19 protein-coding genes are annotated in these 17202 nt (G+C 63.0%); 3 read left to right on the top strand and 16 right to left on the bottom strand.

Translation table 11 applies throughout. From position 1 onward, the window contains the following. Positions 1-92 precede the first annotated feature (92 nt). Positions 93-662, top strand: a complete 570-nt coding sequence (locus IRZ77_RS25480; protein WP_196174593.1) for a DUF6436 domain-containing protein — start codon at positions 93-95, stop codon at positions 660-662. On the opposite strand, the gene IRZ77_RS25475 is transcribed toward IRZ77_RS25480, so the two are convergent. Beyond that, positions 641-1207: a sugar O-acetyltransferase gene (locus tag IRZ77_RS25475; protein WP_196174592.1), complete on the bottom strand. Its 567-nt coding sequence runs from the start codon at positions 1205-1207 to the stop codon at positions 641-643. The two genes, IRZ77_RS25480 and IRZ77_RS25475, sit on opposite strands and share 22 nt — an antisense overlap. Before the next feature lie 86 nt (positions 1208-1293). On the opposite strand from IRZ77_RS25475, the gene IRZ77_RS25470 reads away from it, so the two are divergent. Further along, positions 1294-3657: a penicillin acylase family protein gene (locus tag IRZ77_RS25470; protein WP_196174591.1), complete on the top strand. Its 2364-nt coding sequence runs from the start codon at positions 1294-1296 to the stop codon at positions 3655-3657. A 119-nt stretch (positions 3658-3776) separates the two neighbouring features. After that, positions 3777-4595, top strand: coding sequence for an alpha/beta fold hydrolase (locus tag IRZ77_RS25465; RefSeq protein WP_108480290.1), 819 nt, complete (start codon positions 3777-3779; stop codon positions 4593-4595). A gap of 130 nt (positions 4596-4725) precedes the next feature. Here IRZ77_RS25465 and IRZ77_RS25460 read toward each other — a convergent pair whose 3' ends face one another. The 15 genes from IRZ77_RS25460 to oscA form a co-directional block, all read right to left on the bottom strand. Continuing rightward, the gene (locus tag IRZ77_RS25460; RefSeq protein WP_046613596.1) at positions 4726-5598 is read right to left on the bottom strand and encodes a transporter substrate-binding domain-containing protein; all 873 of its coding nucleotides are present in this window, start codon (positions 5596-5598) and stop codon (positions 4726-4728) included. Then, positions 5595-6368, bottom strand: a complete 774-nt coding sequence (locus IRZ77_RS25455) for an amino acid ABC transporter ATP-binding protein (RefSeq protein WP_046613597.1) — start codon at positions 6366-6368, stop codon at positions 5595-5597. The genes IRZ77_RS25460 and IRZ77_RS25455 overlap by 4 nt, the downstream gene beginning before the upstream one ends. Continuing rightward, positions 6365-7024: an amino acid ABC transporter permease gene (locus tag IRZ77_RS25450; protein WP_046613598.1), complete on the bottom strand. Its 660-nt coding sequence runs from the start codon at positions 7022-7024 to the stop codon at positions 6365-6367. Before IRZ77_RS25450 ends, IRZ77_RS25455 begins: the two co-directional genes overlap by 4 nt. After that, on the bottom strand, positions 7005-7670 hold the full coding sequence (locus tag IRZ77_RS25445; RefSeq protein ID WP_085601840.1) for an amino acid ABC transporter permease: 666 nt from the start codon (positions 7668-7670) through the stop codon (positions 7005-7007). Before IRZ77_RS25445 ends, IRZ77_RS25450 begins: the two co-directional genes overlap by 20 nt. A 283-nt stretch (positions 7671-7953) precedes the next feature. After that, positions 7954-8739, bottom strand: a complete 786-nt coding sequence (locus IRZ77_RS25440; RefSeq protein ID WP_025341021.1) for a MetQ/NlpA family ABC transporter substrate-binding protein — start codon at positions 8737-8739, stop codon at positions 7954-7956. A 175-nt stretch (positions 8740-8914) separates the two neighbouring features. Continuing rightward, positions 8915-9745, bottom strand: a complete 831-nt coding sequence (locus IRZ77_RS25435) for a sigma 54-interacting transcriptional regulator (protein WP_196174590.1) — start codon at positions 9743-9745, stop codon at positions 8915-8917. Between the two features lie 64 nt (positions 9746-9809). Next, positions 9810-10391 (bottom strand): alpha/beta hydrolase, encoded by a 582-nt coding sequence (locus tag IRZ77_RS25430; protein WP_046613601.1) that lies wholly within the window; start codon positions 10389-10391, stop codon positions 9810-9812. Positions 10392-10595: 204 nt separating this feature from the next. Next, positions 10596-10997 (bottom strand): ExbD/TolR family protein, encoded by a 402-nt coding sequence (locus IRZ77_RS25425; RefSeq protein WP_046613602.1) that lies wholly within the window; start codon positions 10995-10997, stop codon positions 10596-10598. Position 10998: 1 nt separating this feature from the next. Continuing rightward, on the bottom strand, positions 10999-11718 hold the full coding sequence (locus IRZ77_RS25420) for a MotA/TolQ/ExbB proton channel family protein (protein ID WP_046613603.1): 720 nt from the start codon (positions 11716-11718) through the stop codon (positions 10999-11001). A gap of 30 nt (positions 11719-11748) precedes the next feature. Then, positions 11749-12540 (bottom strand): energy transducer TonB, encoded by a 792-nt coding sequence (locus IRZ77_RS25415; RefSeq protein ID WP_196174589.1) that lies wholly within the window; start codon positions 12538-12540, stop codon positions 11749-11751. 318 nt (positions 12541-12858) lie between these two features. Continuing rightward, positions 12859-13848 carry a sulfate/molybdate ABC transporter ATP-binding protein gene (locus tag IRZ77_RS25410; protein WP_013974693.1) on the bottom strand — a complete coding sequence of 330 codons (990 nt, stop codon included), beginning with the start codon at positions 13846-13848 and terminating at the stop codon, positions 12859-12861. Between the two features lie 3 nt (positions 13849-13851). Next, the gene (gene cysW / locus IRZ77_RS25405; protein WP_025341027.1) at positions 13852-14724 is read right to left on the bottom strand and encodes a sulfate ABC transporter permease subunit CysW; all 873 of its coding nucleotides are present in this window, start codon (positions 14722-14724) and stop codon (positions 13852-13854) included. A gap of 11 nt (positions 14725-14735) precedes the next feature. Then, positions 14736-15554, bottom strand: coding sequence for a sulfate ABC transporter permease subunit CysT (cysT, locus tag IRZ77_RS25400; RefSeq protein ID WP_046613605.1), 819 nt, complete (start codon positions 15552-15554; stop codon positions 14736-14738). Between the two features lie 185 nt (positions 15555-15739). Beyond that, the gene (locus IRZ77_RS25395) at positions 15740-16747 is read right to left on the bottom strand and encodes a sulfate ABC transporter substrate-binding protein (RefSeq protein ID WP_046613606.1); all 1008 of its coding nucleotides are present in this window, start codon (positions 16745-16747) and stop codon (positions 15740-15742) included. 48 nt (positions 16748-16795) lie between these two features. Next, the gene (gene oscA, locus IRZ77_RS25390) at positions 16796-16978 is read right to left on the bottom strand and encodes a sulfur starvation response protein OscA (protein ID WP_003258557.1); all 183 of its coding nucleotides are present in this window, start codon (positions 16976-16978) and stop codon (positions 16796-16798) included. Positions 16979-17202 lie beyond the last annotated feature (224 nt).

The raw sequence follows: 17202 nt of genomic DNA, 5'->3' as shown, positions 1-17202 counted from the left end.
GGTTACCGGCCTCAGGCCTGGTGATATCCTGTGGGAGCTGGCTTGCCGGCGATAGGGCCAGTGGACCCACCACAAGAAACCCACAGACATCCATGCCGACCCGCCTTGCCAAACCAGTCCTGATCGCCCTCGCCTTGCTGCTCTGCACCACTTTGGTCTGGCAGGCCTACACCGCCTTCCAGGCCCGCTACCTGCGCCCGTTCGACAACCAGGCCACGCTGTTCGACGGCAGCCAGCTGCAGTTGCCCCCCGAACTGGCCGGCCCCGGCCCGATCCGGGTAGTGCATTTCTGGGACCCAGCCTGCCCGTGCAACGTCGGCAACCAGCAGCACCTGGGCGACCTGGTCAGCCAGTTCGCCGGCCAGGGCGTGGCCTTCCATGTGCTGCAAAAGCCCGACAGCGACGGCCAGTTGCCCGCCAACCTCACCGGCCTCAAGCCACTCGCCAGCGTGCCCGGCAGCGAACACCTGCCCGCCTCCCCGGCCGTGGCCATCTGGGACCGGCAAGGTAACCTGGCCTACTTCGGCCCCTACAGTGAAGGCGCGGTGTGCAACGCCAGCAACAGCTTTATCGAGCCGATCCTCAAGGCGCTACTCGACGACCGCCAGGTGAGTGCCTCCAATACCCTGGCGGTGGGCTGCTACTGCCCTTGGGCCGGCTGACGCACCCGCGCAGGGTTGCCCACCACCACCGCACCAGCCGGCACGTCACGGGTAACGACACTACCGGCACCCACCACGGCCTTGTCGCCAATGGTCACCCCCGGCAGGATGATCGCCGCGCCGCCGATCCACACGTTGTTGCCGATAGTCACCGGCCGGCCACTCTCCAGCCCTGTGCGGCGCACCTCGGGGTCGAGCGGGTGGTCAGCGGTATAGATCTGCACGTTGGGGCCGATCTGGCAGTCGTCACCGATACGCACCGGCAGCACGTCGAGGATCACGCAGCTGAAATTCATGAAGGTGTTGCGGCCGACGCTGATGTTGTAGCCATAGTCGCAATAGAACGGCGGGCGGATCACCGCGCCTTCGCCGACCTGGCCAAAGTGCTCTACCAAAAGCCCATGACGTGCGTCGTTGAGCAATTCGACACTGCTGTTGTAGCGGTGCATCCAGTGCTTGTTGGCGATCTGCTCGGCCTGCAGCTCGGGGCAGCCAGCGTGGTAGAGCTGGCCTGCAAGCATTTTCTGTTTTTCGCTGAGGGACATGGAAACTCCTTCCTGGGGCTATGCTCTGTTCGCGAATCCGCCGATCATCGGACCACATTTTTCTCTTGAACGCACAAGGAGCCTGCATGAAGCGCAGCCTGACCCTGTTGGCCGTGGTGGTTGCCGTGGCCGCCGGCGCCGGATACTGGTACGTGCAGGGCAAGCTGCCGCAACGCGAGGGCGAGGTGGCCATCGCCGGCCTGCAGGCGCCGGTCAGCGTGCGCTACGACGCCCGCGGCGTACCGCACCTGCAGGCGCAGAGCGAACAGGACCTGTACCGCGCCCTCGGTTATGTGCATGCCCAGGACCGGCTGTTCCAGATGGAGATCCTGCGCCGCCTGGCACGGGGTGAGCTGGCCGAGGTGCTGGGCGACAAGCTGCTGCCCACCGACACCCTGTTCCGCAGCCTGCGTATTCGCGAACAGGCAGCGCTGATGGCCAAGCGTCAGGACCGGCAATCACCCGCCTGGCAAGCCCTGCAAGCCTACCTCGACGGGGTGAACAGCTGGCAGGCCAGCCACCCCAAGCCCATGGAATTCGACCTGCTTGGCATCACCCCGCGTCCGTTCAGCCCCGAAGACACCCTGAGCATCGCCGGCTACCTGGCCTACAGTTTTGCCGCCGCGTTTCGCACCGAGCCCGCGCTGACCTACATCCGCGACCAGCTGGGCCCGGAGTACCTGAACATCTTCGATCTCGCCTGGCGGCCCGAGGGCGCCCTGAGTACACCGCTGGCCGCTGCCGACTGGCAAAGCCTGGAGGCGCTCGCCCGCCTCAGCCATGACGCCCTGGGCGATGCGGGCATCCCGCAATTCGAAGGCAGCAACGCCTGGGCCGTGGCCGGCAGCCGTACCCGCAGCGGCAAGCCGCTGCTGGCCGGTGACCCGCACATTGGTTTCGCAGTGCCAGCTGTGTGGTACGAGGCCGAGCTGTCGGCGCCGGGCTTCAACCTGTATGGCTACTTCCAGGCTCTCAACCCGTTCGCCCTGCTCGGCCACAACCGCGACTTCGGCTGGAGCCTGACCATGTTCCAGAACGACGACGTCGACCTGATCGCCGAACGCACCAACCCGGCCGACGCCAACCAGGTGATGGTCGATGGCAAATGGCAGGCGCTGGAAAAGACCGAGCAACAGATTGCCGTCAAAGGCGAAGCACCGGTCACCCTCAGCCTGCGTCGCTCGCCCCATGGCCCGATCGTCAACGACGTGCTGGGCGCCACTGCCGGGCCCACGCCAATCGCCATGTGGTGGGCGTTCCTGGAAACCGAAAACCCGATCCTCGACGGTTTCTACCAGCTCAACCGCGCCGATACCCTGGGCAAGATGCGCGAGGCCGCGGCCAAGGTGCATGCACCGGGGCTTAACCTGGTGTGGGCCAATGCCCGTGGCGATATCGGCTGGTGGGCGGCGGCGCAGTTGCCGATCCGCCCCGACGGCGTCGACCCCGCGTTCATCCTTGACGGTGCAAGTGCGCAGGCCGACAAGCTCGGCTTCTATCCCTTCAGCGTCAACCCACAACAGGAGAACCCGCCGCGCGGCTACATTGTCTCGGCCAACTACCAGCCTCCGGCGGCGGTGCCGATCCCCGGTTACTACAACCTGCCGGACCGAGGTCGCCAGCTCGATCGCCACCTGGCCAACCCCGGGGTGAAGTGGGATACCCAAAACAGCCAGGCGCTGCAGCTGGACACCGCCAGCGACCATGGCCCGCGCACCCTTGCACCATTGCTGGCAACGCTGCGCGCAGTAGCCGAAGGTGACGAAGAGAAGGAACTGGTCGAGCAACTGGCAGCCTGGAGCGGCGACTACCCGCTCGACTCGACAAGTGCCACGCTGTTCAACCAGTTCCTCTATGAGCTGGCATTCGCGGCCTTGCATGACGAGCTGGGCGACACTTGGTTCCCGGTGCTGATCAGCACCCGCGCCATCGACGCTGCCCTGCCGCGCCTGGCAGCGGATGCCGATTCGCCGTGGTGGAACACCCGCGGAACCAACCAGCGCACCGACCGAACCGCCGTGGTGCGCACGGCGTGGCAGAACAGCTTGAAGCACCTGCACAAGACCCTGGGGAATGATCCTGCCAGCTGGCATTGGGGCAAGGCCCATACCCTGACCCACAACCACCCGCTAGGGGTCAAAAAGCCGCTGAACCTGTTCTTCAACGTTGGCCCGATCGCCGCACCGGGCACTCATGAAGTGCCGAACAACCTATCTGCGAAGATCGGCCCGGCGCCATGGCCGGTGACCTACGGGCCGTCGACGCGGCGGCTGGTCGACTTTGCCGATGCCGGGCAGGCGCTGACCACCAACCCGGTCGGGCAGAGTGGTGTACCGTTCGACAGGCATTTTGCGGATCAGGCCGAAGGGTACGTGCAGGGGCAGTACCAGAAGGCGCAGATGGGGGTGATTCCGGCGCAGAGTACGTTGCGTCTGGTGCCAGCCAAGTAAAAGGCTGCTCCTGCAAGAGACCGCGATCCTGGTAGGAGCAGCTTGTGCTGCGAATGGGCCGCAAAGCGGCCCCCAACAATTTCGAATACCTCACCGCACTCACAGCCGAGACCCATTCCATGCAAAGACACTTCATCGAAATCGACGGCGCCCGCATGAGCTACATCGACCAGGGCCAGGGCTTTCCGGTCGTGCTCGGCCACAGCTACCTGTGGTCCGCCGAGATGTGGCAGCCACAAATCGAAGCCTTGTCAGCACACTTCCGCGTCATCGTCCCCGAGCTGTGGGGCCACGGCGGCTCAGATGCTCCGCCTGCCACGACCATCGACATGAGCGCTCTGGCCCGCCAGCATCTGGCACTGCTGGACGCCCTGGACATTGGCAAATGCCATTTGGTCGGCCTGTCGGTCGGCGGCATGTGGGGCGCGCAACTGGCCCTGGAACACCCTGAGCGGGTAGACCGCCTGGTGCTGATGGACACGTACCTCGGTGCCGAGCCGGAGGCGACCCGGCTCAAGTACTTCGGCCTGCTTGACGCCGCCAGTGCTGCAGGGCTGTTCCCGGAGCCATTGCTGGACATCGTCGTACCGATCTTCTTCCATGCAGGCGGGCAGACTGTGCCGCAAGTGCGCGAAGGCTTCCGCGCAGCATTGAAGGCGAGTAGTGCCGAGGTGATTCGGCACAGTCTCGACCCGATGGGGCGAGTGATCTTTGGCCGGCCAGACTTGCTGTCGCGACTGGGAGAACTGGTAAGTGAGCGGACCATCGTGATCTGCGGCGACCAGGACATTCCACGGCCGCCGGAAGAGTCCAATGAAATGGCGCGGATCATTGGCTGCCTGGCGGCGCAGATTCCGTTTGCGGGGCATATCTCCAGCCTGGAGAACCCGCGGGTGGTGAATGAATTCCTGTTGAACTGGCTGCCGCGCAACCAGTGATATTGCCGGGGGCTGCCTTGCAGCCCTTGTGGGAGCGGGTTCACCCGCGAAGCAGGCAACTCGGTGCATGGCACCGGCTTAGCCGGTGTTCGCGGGTGAACCCGCTCCCACAATGGCCCCATTTACCCGACTAACCTTGCCACTTGCCCCCTTCCACAATCACGCTTTCCGGCTTGGTGTCATCGCTCAGTTCCTTGCGCACATACTGGTCATACAGCTTCAGCAGAAACTTCTCCTCCCCCAGCTTGGCCAGCTCGGCATTCACCCAGTCACGCAGTTCGGTGTTGCCCTTCTTCACCGCCGGTGCAATCGGGGCTTCTTCACCCAGCAGCTCAGGCAACACGCGGTACCCCGGGTTCTGCTTGGCCCAGCTGAACAGAATCAGGTTGTCCTGCGCATAAGCATCGCCACGCCCGGCGGCCAGCGCCTGCAACGACTCGCTGTTCTTTTCGAACTTGAGCAGTTTCCAGTCCGGGTGGTTCTTGGTCAGCCAGATATCAGCGGTGGTGCCGGTGGTGACGATGATGGTCTTGTCGGCCAGGTCGTCGAGCTTCTGCACCGGGCTGCCATCCGCGACGATTGCCTGCACGGCAACGCGCAGGTTGGGGTTGGTGAAGTCCACCGCTTCCTTGCGCTCCGGGGTCACGGTCATGTTGGCGAGAATCAGGTCGACCTTGTCGCTCTGCAGGAACGGGATACGGCTGGCCGGCTCCACGGCAACGAACTCGACCTTGTTTTCATCACCCAGCAGGTCCTTGGCCAGGCGCCGGCCGATATCGGTGTCAAAGCCCACGTAGCGGCCCTGCTCATCGACGAAACCGAACGGTGGCTTGTCGGTGAACACGCCGACAATCAGCTTGTCGCGGGCCTTGATGGTTTCCAGGTAGCTGGTGGCCGGCGAGGCCGCCGCCGGCTTGGGTGGCTCTTCAGCCTTGTTGCAGCCGGCCAGCAGGGCCAGGCCGAACAACGGCGCTAGCAGTTTGGTGAGGTTGGCAGTTTTCATGACAGTTCCTTGTGCAGTGTCTTCGGCAGGCTTTCTACGAAGGAGAATTTCTCCAGGAACTGCTGCGCGCGTGCGGTCCGCGGTCGTGTGAAGAAGCTCTCGGGGTCGCCCTGTTCAAGGATCCTGCCGGCCTCCATGAACACGATGCGGTCGGCCACCGCGCGAGCGAAGGCCATTTCGTGGGTAACGATGAGCAAGGTCATGCCGTCGCGTGCCAGGCCCTGGATCACCTGTAGCACCTCCTTGACCATTTCTGGGTCGAGGGCCGCGGTAACCTCGTCGAACAGCATCACCTCGGGGTTCATGCACAGCGAACGCACAATGGCTATGCGCTGCTGCTGGCCCCCGGACAGTTGCCGGGGAAAGGCGTCGCGTTTGTCCAGCAGGCCGACCCGCGCCAGCAGCGCCTCGGCCTGGGCCTGGGCTTCGGCGCGCTCGCGCCTTTGTACCTTGAGCGGGCCAAGCAGCAGGTTGTCGATCACGCTCATGTGACCGAACAGGTGATAGCTCTGGAACACCATGCCGACCCGCTGGCGGACTTCGCGCCAATCGGTACGCGGGTCGAGCAGCTCCTGCCCGGCCAGGCGCAGGTGGCCGCCGTGGGCCTGCTCCAGGCCGTTGAGGCAGCGCAGCAGCGTGCTTTTGCCACAGCCGCTGGGGCCGAGAATGACCACCACCTCGCCGGCCGCCACCTGGAGGTCGACGTCCTTGAGCACCTGGTGCTCGCCAAAGAACTTGTTGAAACCCTGGAATTCGATCAATGCGCTCATGAGTGGGCCCAGCGGCGTTCCAGCACGCGTGAAGCGGCGGACAGCGGATAGCAGACGATGAAGAAGAACAGGAACAAGGCGCCGTAGATCAGCACCGACTCGTAGGTGCGTTCGATGATCTGCTGGCCGGCCTTGATCACCTCGACCACGCCGATCAGCACCGCCAGCGAGCTGGTCTTGATGATCCGCGTGTAGATGTTGATGGTTGGCGGGGTCATGCGCTTGAGCGCCTGGGGCAACAGCACGTAGCCGTACAGCTGCCAGCCTGCCAGACCGATCGACAACCCCGCCTCGCGCTGGCCGCGCGGCAGCGAGTGCAATGCGCCACGCACCACCTCGCCCACCTCGCTGGCGCCCCACAGGCCCAGCACCAGCACCGCGCACCAGAAGCTGGGAATGCTCACGGCCAGAAAGATCGGCAGGCCGAAGAACGCCAGATAAAGCCAGACCAGCACCGGTATGGCACGGAACAGCTCCAGGTACACTTGCAAGGCAATGTTCAGGGTACGGTTGCCCAAGGTTGCCAGCACACCATAGAGCACACCGCCCAGCGTCGCGAAGAGGATGCCCAGCGCAGAAATGGCCAGGGTCTGCACCGCGCCGCCAGCCAGTTGCGGCAATGCCTGCAGCAGCAGTTCAGACGCCGAACTGGCCATGTTGCAGCCTCCTTTCGATATAGCGCAGCAGCAACGACAGCGGCAGGAACAGCAGCACACATAGCAAGGTCAGCACGGTGAGCATTTCATAGGTCTTGTAATACAGCGCGATGTAGTTCTTGGTGGTGTAGAGAATTTCCGGCACGGCCACCGCCGAAACCACGGTGGTTTCCTTGAGCAGGAAGATGAAGTTGGCGAACAGTGCCGGCAGGCTGAGGATGCCGGCCTGGGGCAGCACCACATGGCGCAGCAACTGGCCTTCGGACAAGCCGATGGAGCGACCGGACTCCAGCTGGGCACGGGGCACAGCCTCGATGCCGGCACGCAGCACCTCGGTCAGGTAGGCACCGCCCATGAAGGTCATGGTGATGATCGCTGCAGCAAAGCCGGAAATCTTCAGGCCCAGGCTGGGCAAGGCGAAGTAGACGAAGAACAGCTGGATCAGCAGCGGCGTGTTGCGTGCAAGCTCCACGTAGGCTTTTACCAGGCGCCACAGGTACGGGGTGCGTAATACCAGCACTGTGGCGTTGACCAGGGCGACCAGCAGCGAGGTGGTGATGGCGATCAGGCCGACCTGCAGGGTCACGCCCACGGCCTTGAGGAAGGCGGGCAGCGTGCCGAGGATGAATGCGGTGTCGAGGGTCATGGGTAAAGCAGGTCTGCAGGGTGCGCGTGGGCACGATATCTAGACTCTAATGATCTAAAAACTTTTTAATAAATATCTTTATCGCATATGCATATCACTGAGAATTCAGCGCTGATGGCATGTATTGCCGGCGCACACAGGACCTTGTGGGAGCGGCTTTAGCCGCGAACACCGGCGCAGCCGGTGCCATGCACCACGTTGAATTCTTCGCGGCTAAAGCCCAGAAATGAAAACGCCGACACAAGAGTGTCGGCGTTGGGTCATGCAAGGTAATGCAAGCGCATCAGAACGCCGGCAGCACCGCACCTTGGTACTTCTTGGCGATGAATTCCTTCACTTCCGGGCTGGTCAGGGCCTTGGCCAGTTTCTGGATGGCTTCGCTGTCCTTGTTGTCAGGGCGGGCGACCAGGAAGTTCACGTATGGCGAGTCGCTACCTTCGATCACCAGCGCGTCCTTGGCCGGGTTCAGGCCGGCTTCCAGGGCGTAGTTGGTGTTGATCATGTCCAGGTCGACCTGGTCCAGCACGCGCGGCAGCATGGCCGACTCAAGCTCGCGGAACTTCAGCTTCTTCGGGTTCTCGGCAATGTCCTTGGGGGTGGCCAGGGCGTTCTTCGGATCCTTCAGGGTGATCAGGCCAGCCTTCTGCAACAGCAGCAGAGCGCGGCCGCTGTTGCTGCCCTCGTTAGGGATGGCAACGGTAGCGCCTTCCTTCAGTTCACTCAGGCTCTTGACCTTCTTCGAGTAACCACCGAAGGGTTCGACGTGCACGCCGATCACGGTATCCAGGTGGGTGCCCTTGCCTTCGTTGAAGTTCTGCAGGTACGGCAGGGTCTGGAAGTAGTTGGCGTCCAGGCGCTTCTGGTCAACCTGGACGTTCGGCTGCACATAGTCGGTGAAGACCTTGATCTGAAGGTCCACACCTTCCTTGGCCAGGGTCGGCTTGATCAGCTCGAGGATTTCGGCGTGCGGTACCGGGGTGGCGGCAACCACCAGTTTCTCGGCGGCAGCAGCCAGGCCGGCAAACGACAGGGCAGCGGCCAGGGCAGTGGTCAGCAGGGTCTTCTTCATGGTGATCCTTGTTCTGGTTCTGGGCCATCGGCGATGGCGAATCGGGTGCCCAACCGGTTCACGAGCGGGCGTGAGGCGGACAATACCCAGATTTTTTATTCCGTAACAATATCTTTTATTTAGCTGCTTATTCCAAAAGCAAACTGCCATCAGCCACTTTGCTTATGAGCGGTGTCTAGCGCGCGGGGTTTGCCAGGTCGAGGTCCTCAACCAGGATCTCTTCGCCGTCATTCACCAGCAAGGCGAAGTGGATGACGTTCTCCAGTTCACGGGTGTTGCCCGGCCAGGGATGTGCTTCCAGCACCTGCTGCGCCGCCTCGCTCACGAGCGGCACAGGCCGCTGCAGGCGCACGCTGTAGATGCCCACGAAGTACTCGGCCAACGGCAGGATATCGCCCGGCCGCTCGCGCAGTGGCGGCAGCTCCAGCGCCCCCTCGCGCAGGTACTGATACAGGCGCTCGTTGAAGCGTCCCGCGCGCACCACCCGCGCCAGGTCGATGCTGGTAGCAGCCACCAGGCGCACGTCCACCGGCTGCGGCTGCTGTGCACCCACCCGGGTAACCTCGCGGTTTTCCAGGGCTGCCAGCAGCTTGCCCTGGATGGCCAGCGGCAAGTCGGCGATCTCGTCCAGGTACAACGTGCCGCCGTTGGCCGAGCCGAACCAGCCGGCGCGGCTGCTGGCTGTGCCGCCCTGGCTGCCCGCACTGTAGCCGAACAGCTCGGCATCGGCGTAGGTGGGGCTGATGGCCGCGCAGTTGACCGACACGAACAGCCCGCTGCGGTCACTGGCACGGTGGATCTGCCGGGCCAGCAGTTCCTTGCCAGTGCCGGTTTCGCCGCGGATCAGCACTGGCAAGGGCTGTGGCGCCAGGCGCTCGAGCTCCTCGCGCAGCTGCTGTGACCGTGGGTCGATGAACACCAGTGCCTTGGCGCGGATGCTCAGCGGGCTCTTGTCCAGCTCAGGGAAGGTCAGCAATGGCTGGCCAAAAGGGTTTTGAAAAGTCATGACGAACTCCCGCCCCAGGCCTGCAATGGCCGGGCGTCAGGCAAGCGGTAAACAGTAAGGGCGATCAGGCGCGGCGCAGTGCGCGCTGCTCGACCCGGCTCTGCAAGCGATACAGGTAGGCGAAACCTTGTTCCCAGCGCTCATGGCCGGACTTGACGTTGATGTGCCCGGCATTGGTCAGCAGCCCTGCTTCGGCGCCCCAGACCTGGGCCAGGTATAACGCCCTTGGCACGCTTACGGCCGGGTCGTTGTCCGAGCTGACCACCTGGCTGGGAAATGGCAGTGCTTCGGTCGGGATCGGCGCGAAATTGCGCAGAGCCGGCGCGCAGGTCGGCCGCTCTACGTCTGCTGGCGCCACCAGCAGCGCGCCCCGTACCCGCCGCAGCAGGGCCGGGCTGGCTTGCGCGGCCCAATGAGCGACGGTTATGCAGCCCAGGCTATGGGCAATCAGAATCACCGGCGAGCGCTCGGCGGCAATCGCCTGCTCCAGTGCCTGCACCCAGTCCTGGCGTTGCGGGGTCAGCCAGTCGTGCTGCTCGACCCGGGTGCTGTTGGGCAGGGTGCGCTGCCAGTGACTTTGCCAATGGTTGTCTGGCGATCCTTGCCAGCCCGGCACAATCAGGTAACGAATCGACTCATTGCGCATGGGGACGCCTCCAGTGAGTTTGCGTGCTTGGAGACAAGTATAGGGAGGGAGTTATATCAGTAAAGGAATAAGAAGCTATTTATTAATAACCGAAATGCAATCCCTGTGGGAGCATTGATAGCCATGAAATCCTGGCAAAAAAAAGGGCCATCCCCTGCCAAGAGATATGGCCCCTAAGCACTTGCCTGAAGAAAGTCGACGAGATCAGCGCGCGGTAATCACTGCCAGCTTGCTGATCCCGGCACGTTCGATAGCCGCCATGGCCCGCGCCACTTCGCCGTAGTTCACACCGTCATCGGCCTGCAGTTGTACGCGCACGTCCGCGTCCTTGCTTTTGGCGGCTTTGAGGCTGGTTTCCAGCAAGTCGGGCTGGATCTCGTCCTTGTTGATGAACAACTTGCCGTCACCATCGATGCTGACCACCAGCGGGTCCTTCTGCTCCACCGGGGCCACGGCCTCGGTCTTGGGCAGGTTGATGGGTATGGCATTGGTCAGCAGCGGCGCGGTAACGATGAACACCACCAGCAACACCAGCATGACGTCCACCAACGGCGTGACGTTGATTTCACTGAGGACTTCATCACTGTCCTGGGTCGAAAAGGCCATGTCAGGATGCCTCCTTCACAGGCTGGGTGAAACCGGCCTGGGGCCTGTGCACCGCCGGGTGCACCAGCACGCGGAAGGCACTCTTCTGCGCCAGGCTGTAGAAGTCGTGGGCGAAATCATCGAGGTCGGCGGCGGTAAGCTTGAGGCGGCGCAGGAAGTAGTTGTAGACCAGCACCGCCGGCACCGCGACGGCGATACCCACGCCGGTGGCCACCAGTGCCGCGCCAATCGGCCCGGCCACGGTTTCCAGGCTGGCGGAACCGGCCGCGCTGATGCCCTTGAGCGCTTCCATGATGCCCCACACGGTGCCGAACAGGCCGATGAAGGGCGAGGTACTGCCAATACTGGCGACCACCGCCAGGCCGGTTTCCAGCGAACGGCGCTCACGCACGATCTGCTGGCGCAGGGCGCGTTCCAGGCGGTCTTGGTGGTTGATGGCGTGGCTCAGGTCATTGGCCTGGCTGTCACCGACGGCGATGGCGGCATAACCGGCCTGGGCAACACGGGCGGCAGGGCCAGGCAGTTCGTGGCTAGGCTCGGCAGCCGAGTCCAGGCTCGAAGCAGCCCAGAACTGCTGGTGGAAGCGCTTGTCCTGGTTCTTCAGCCGCACGAACTGCACGACCTTGACCAGGGCCAGGCCCCAGGTGACGACAGAAAAACCGACCAGCAGCCAGATGACTGCGCTTTCAACGGATTCGAGGGGGGATGCCAGCAGGCTCATGATGATGTCTTCCTGTGTTCTGCGAAAAAGTTAGCGAAGCTTGAAATCGATCGGCACGCTGACCCAGCCGGTCTGGGCCACGTCGCCCTGCTTGGCAGGCACGAAGCTCCAGCGCTTGACCGCAGCCAGTGCGGCAGCGTCGAGGGCATCGCGGCCGCTGCTCTTCTGGATCTGGATCTGCCCGGGCTTGCCGCTGGGCAGCACCTCGACGCGCAGCAGCACGGTGCCTTCCCAACCGCGGCGCTGAGCCATCTGCGGGTACTCGGGCGCTGGATTCTTCAGGTACGCAGCGTTGGCCGATGCTGGGGTGACCGGGGCCGGCGCGGGTGGCGCTGGCGGTGCCGGAGCGGCTACAAGGGCTGGCGGCGGGGCCTCGACCGGCTTGGGCTGCGGTTTTGGCTGTTGCTTGACCACCGGCTTGGGCACGGGCTTTGGTTTGGGTTTGGGCTTGGCGGCCAGTTCGTCGACAACAGGCGGCGGTGGCGGCTGGACTACCGGCGGTGCCGGGGCTGGTGGCGGTGGCTCGACCACAGGCGGTGCCGGCGCGGCGAACTCGATGGTCATCGGTGGTACTTGCGGTGGCACCACCGGCAGCTCGGGCGTTGGTGCCTGGCTGACCCAATACGCTGCTGCGCCATGCAAGGCCAGCACCAGCAGGCCCAACACCAGCTTGTCGCGGCGCTTGAGCCCACTGACGGGCGTGCGTTGCAGGCGCAGCTGGCCAAGCGGGAGGCGAAGCGTGCGTCCAAGGTCGACCAGGTCGCCCGGGGCCGGGCGCCATGGCTGGTCGTAGGCCCTGACGGCCGACTGGACATTACCCATTGATCAAACTCCTGGGGTCTCGATTCAGGTGTGTGGCTGAATCATCGGGGTCAGGGGCTTATCTCTTAAAGTAATGTTTAAAATTATGGTTAGAACTTTACTGAATATATATTTTGGCAAGTTTTCTCAACGCCGCGAGTTACGCGGGGTGTAGCAGAGCGAGCCATGAATCATGCTTTGCAGGCATTCAAAATATTCGCGCAAGGCATGAGATTTCCGCGAGGGCTTGCCGGCGATGGGCTGAAAAGCAGCCCCGACAATCTCCCAGGCAATAAAAAACCCGGGACCAATCCCGGGTTTTTCATCATCAAAGGCGACTCAGATATCCGCTACCTTCTGCCAAACCTTCGGCCGGAAGAACAATGTCTCCCCCCGCGCCAACCCGGTCAGGCTGTCATGGTCCTTGACCACTTCGGCCTCGATCAGCTCGCTCTGCCCCTCCACCTTCAAGGTCACCCGCGTGGTCGCGCCCAGCGGCCGAATATCCCTCACCTCGGCTGCATGGTGCCCTTCGGTCTCGTGCCGCGACAGCGACACCTCATGCGGGCGGAACAGCACATGATGCCCTTCGCTCAAGGCCAGGCGGTTGGAGTCACCAAGGAAGTGGTAGACGAAGTCGTTGGCCGGGTGCTCGTACACCTCGCCCGGCGAGCCGATCTGCTCGATCACGCCCTTGTTCATCACCACGATGCGGTCAGCCACTTCCATGGCCTCTTCCTGGTCGTGGGTGACGAACACCGACGTCAGGTTGATGTCCTCGTGCAGGCGCGCCAGCCAGCGACGCAGCTCCTTGCGCACCTTGGCATCCAGCGCACCGAACGGCTCGTCCAGCAGCAGCACCTTGGGCTCCACCGCCAGCGCACGAGCCAGGGCGATACGCTGGCGCTGGCCACCGGACAACTGCTCGGGGTAGCGGTCGGACAGCCAGTCCAGCTGCACCATGTTCAGCAGTTCATGCACCTTCTCGGCAATCTTGCTCTCGCTCGGACGCTCGCCCTTGGGCTTCATGCGCAGGCCGAAGGCGACGTTGTCGAACACACTCATGTGGCGGAACAACGCGTAGTGCTGGAACACGAAACCGACGTTGCGGTCGCGAACGTCATGGCCGGACACGTCCTCGCCATGGAACACGATATTGCCCTGGTCCGGGGTTTCCAGGCCGGCGATGATGCGCAGCAGGGTGGTCTTGCCGCAGCCGGACGGGCCGAGCAGGGCCACCAGCTCGCCGCTGTTGATGTCCAGGTTGATGTTGTCCAGGGCCTGGAAGCTGTTGAAGCGCTTGCTGACGTTACGAACTTCGATCGACATGAATCATTCCTCCGCGGCGCTGTGGCGCAGGCGGTTAATACGGTTCTCGCTCCACTGCTTGAGCAGCAGGATGAAGAGCGCCAGGATCAGCAGCAGGCTGGCCACGCTGAAGGCCGCGACATGGTTGTACTCGTTGTAGAGGATCTCCACGTGCAGCGGCAAGGTATTGGTCACGCCGCGAATGTGGCCCGACACGACCGACACCGCACCAAACTCGCCCATTGCCCGCGCAGTGCACAGCACCACGCCATAGATCAGGCCCCATTTGATGTTCGGCAGGGTCACGTGCCAGAACATCTGCCAACCATTGGCACCGAGCAGGCGCGCGGCCTCCTCTTCCTGGGTGCCCTGCTCCTGCATCAGCGGTATCAGCTCACGGGCCACGAACGGTACGGTGACGAAGATGGTGGCCAGAACGATGCCCGGCAGGGCGAACACGATCTGGATATCGTGGTCCTGCAGCCACGGCCCGAACAGGCCTTGCGCACCGAACATCAGCACGTAGACCAGGCCGGCGATCACCGGCGACACCGAGAACGGCAGGTCGATCAGGGTGACCAGGATACTCTTGCCACGGAAGGTGTACTTGCTCACGCACCAGGCGGCGCTGACGCCGAACACCAGGTTCAGCGGCACCGAAATGACCACGGCGAGCAGGGTCAGCTTCAGCGCCGACAACGCATCCGGCTCGAAGATCGCCTCGAAGAAGGTGCCAAAACCGTTCTTCAGTGCCTGCGATACCACGATCACCAGCGGCAGCAGCAGGAACAGCGCGAACACCAGCCAGCCTAGGCCGATCAAGATACGCCGCGAAGTGGCGCTGCCCCGGCGGGCGGCGTTGGCGGCGGCGGTTGCATTCAGGGATGAACTGGACATGCCGGCCTCCTTCAAGGGGTTTCGATGCGGCGCTGCAGCAGGTTGATCAGCAGCAGCAGGATGAAGGAAACCACCAGCATCAGCACGCCAATGGCGGTCGCGCCGGTGTAGTCGTACTGGTCGAGCTTGACCATGATCAGCAGCGGCAGGATCTCGGTCTTCATCGGCATGTTGCCGGCAATGAAGATCACCGAACCATACTCGCCCACGCCACGGGCGAAGGCCAGGGCAAAGCCTGTCAGCCAGGCAGGCAGCAACGCTGGCGCCAGCACGTGGCGGAACACTTGCAGCGGCTTGGCGCCCAGGCAGGCGGCAGCCTCCTCCACTTCACGCGGAATGTCGGCCAGTACCGGCTGCACTGTCCGCACCACGAACGGCAGGGTGACGAAGGTCAGCGCCAGGGTGATACCCAGCGGGGTGTAGGCGATCTTGAAGCCCAGGTCGGTGGCGAACTGGCCAACCCAGCCCGAGGGTGCGTACAGGGCGGTCAGGGCGATACCGGCTACGGCCGTGGGCAGGGCGAACGGCAGGTCGATCATCGCATCGATGATCTTGCGCCCAGGGAAGGTGTAGCGCACCAGCACCCATGCCAGCAGGGTACCGATCACACCGTTGATGATGGCGGCGAACAGGGCGGTGCCGAAACTCAGCTTGAGCGCGGCAATCACCCGCGGCGCGCTGATGACGTTCCAGAACTGCTCCCAGGTAAGCTGCGCGGCATGCACGAACATGGCGGCCAGCGGTATCAGCACGATCAGGCTGAGGTACACCAAGGTGTAGCCCAGCGTCAGCCCGAAGCCGGGTATGACGGGGGAAATGCGGCGTGACATAAATATCCCTGGTTGAACGCACGAAACCCGGAATCAATCCCGGGCCGGTGCAGGCTTCTGAATCCTGGGGCTGCTTTGCAGCCCAATCGCGACGCAAGGCCGCTCCCACAGGAGATTGCGGTTCCTTGTGGGAGCGGCCTTGCGTCGCGAATGGGCCGCATAGCGGCCCCGCTTTTCCTTGGCGATTACTGTGCCTGATAGATCTGGTCGAACACACCGCCATCGTTGAAGAATTTCGGTTGTGCAGTTTTCCAGCCACCAAAGTCCTTGTCGATGGTTACCAGCTCAAGTTTCGGGAATTGCTTGCCGAACTCGGCAGCGACCTTCTCGTCACGCGGGCGGTAGAAGTTCTCGGCGGCAATCTTCTGCCCGGCCGGGCTGTACAGGTGCTTGAGGTATTCGGTGGCAATCTCGGTATTGCCCTTCTTCTCGGCGTTCTTGTCCACCACCGCCACCGGCGGCTCGGCGAGGATCGACAACGACGGCACGACGATGTCGAACTTGTCGGCACCACCGTCTTCCTTCAGCGCCAGGAAGGCCTCGTTTTCCCAGGCCAACAGCACATCGCCCTGGCCGTTATTGACGAAGGTGATGGTCGAGCCACGGGCGCCGGTATCCAGCACCGGAACGTGCTTGAACAGCTCCTGCACGTATTCCTTGGCCTTTGCTTCGCTACCGCCGGCCTTCAGGCCATAGGCCCAGGCAGCCAGGAAATTCCAACGGGCGCCGCCGGAGGTTTTCGGGTTGGGGGTGATGACCGAAACGTCTTTCTTGATCAGGTCGCCCCAGTCCTTGATGCCTTTCGGGTTGCCCTTGCGCACCAGGAACACAATGGTCGAGGTGTACGGGGTGCTGGCATTCGGCAGGCGGCTCTGCCAGTTGTCCGGTAGGCTCTTGCCGAGCTTGGCGACTTCATCGATGTCGCCGGCCAGGGCCAAGGTCACCACGTCGGCACGCAGTCCGTCGATCACCGCACGGGCCTGCTTGCCCGAACCGCCGTGGGATTGCTGGATCTTCACCTTGTCGCCCGGGTGAGCCTGCTGCCAGTGCTTGATGAACTCGGCGTTGTATTGCTGATAGAGCTCGCGGGTCGGGTCGTAGGACACGTTCAGCAGTTCGTAGTCCTTGGCGATGGCGGAACCGGCAAAAACAGCACTGGCCAGGGCGGCGAGCGCATAACGGCGGATGGACATGGTGAAGCTCCCGATTGGCATTTTTCTAGTTTTGAATGTGTGGCGCGATCAGCCGGTCTTGTTGCCGGGCTGCTGCAGGCGGAACTTCTCCTTGCGCTCGATCTGCACGACCTGAGCGTTGTGCACGGTAATCTCCACCGCACCGAATCGCAGGTCGCGCAGAGCGCTCTGGATTTCACGCAGAATGGTGGCTTCGTCCTGACCGTCGATGCTACGCAGAGATGCACTCATGCTCGTTCTCCTTGGAGTGAGGGTGCCGGGCTGAGGTTTGAAGGGGGATTTGCGCCTGGCTTGAGGGCAATAGTAGTGAGGCGGGGTTATTCTTAAAAATAATGTTTAAGAATGTTTATATAACCGAAAATAAAAGCTCGTTTTCAAGACAACAGAAGGCCCTGTGGGAGCGGGCGTGCCCGCGAATGCGTCAGTAAATTCACCATCGCATTCGCGGGCACGCC

This window comes from Pseudomonas pudica (assembly GCF_015680405.1).
GTDB classification, from domain to species: Bacteria; Pseudomonadota; Gammaproteobacteria; order Pseudomonadales; family Pseudomonadaceae; genus Aquipseudomonas; species Aquipseudomonas pudica.
The sequence above is the reverse complement of the archived record's forward strand: the minus strand, read 5'-3'. Positions and strand labels throughout refer to the sequence as shown.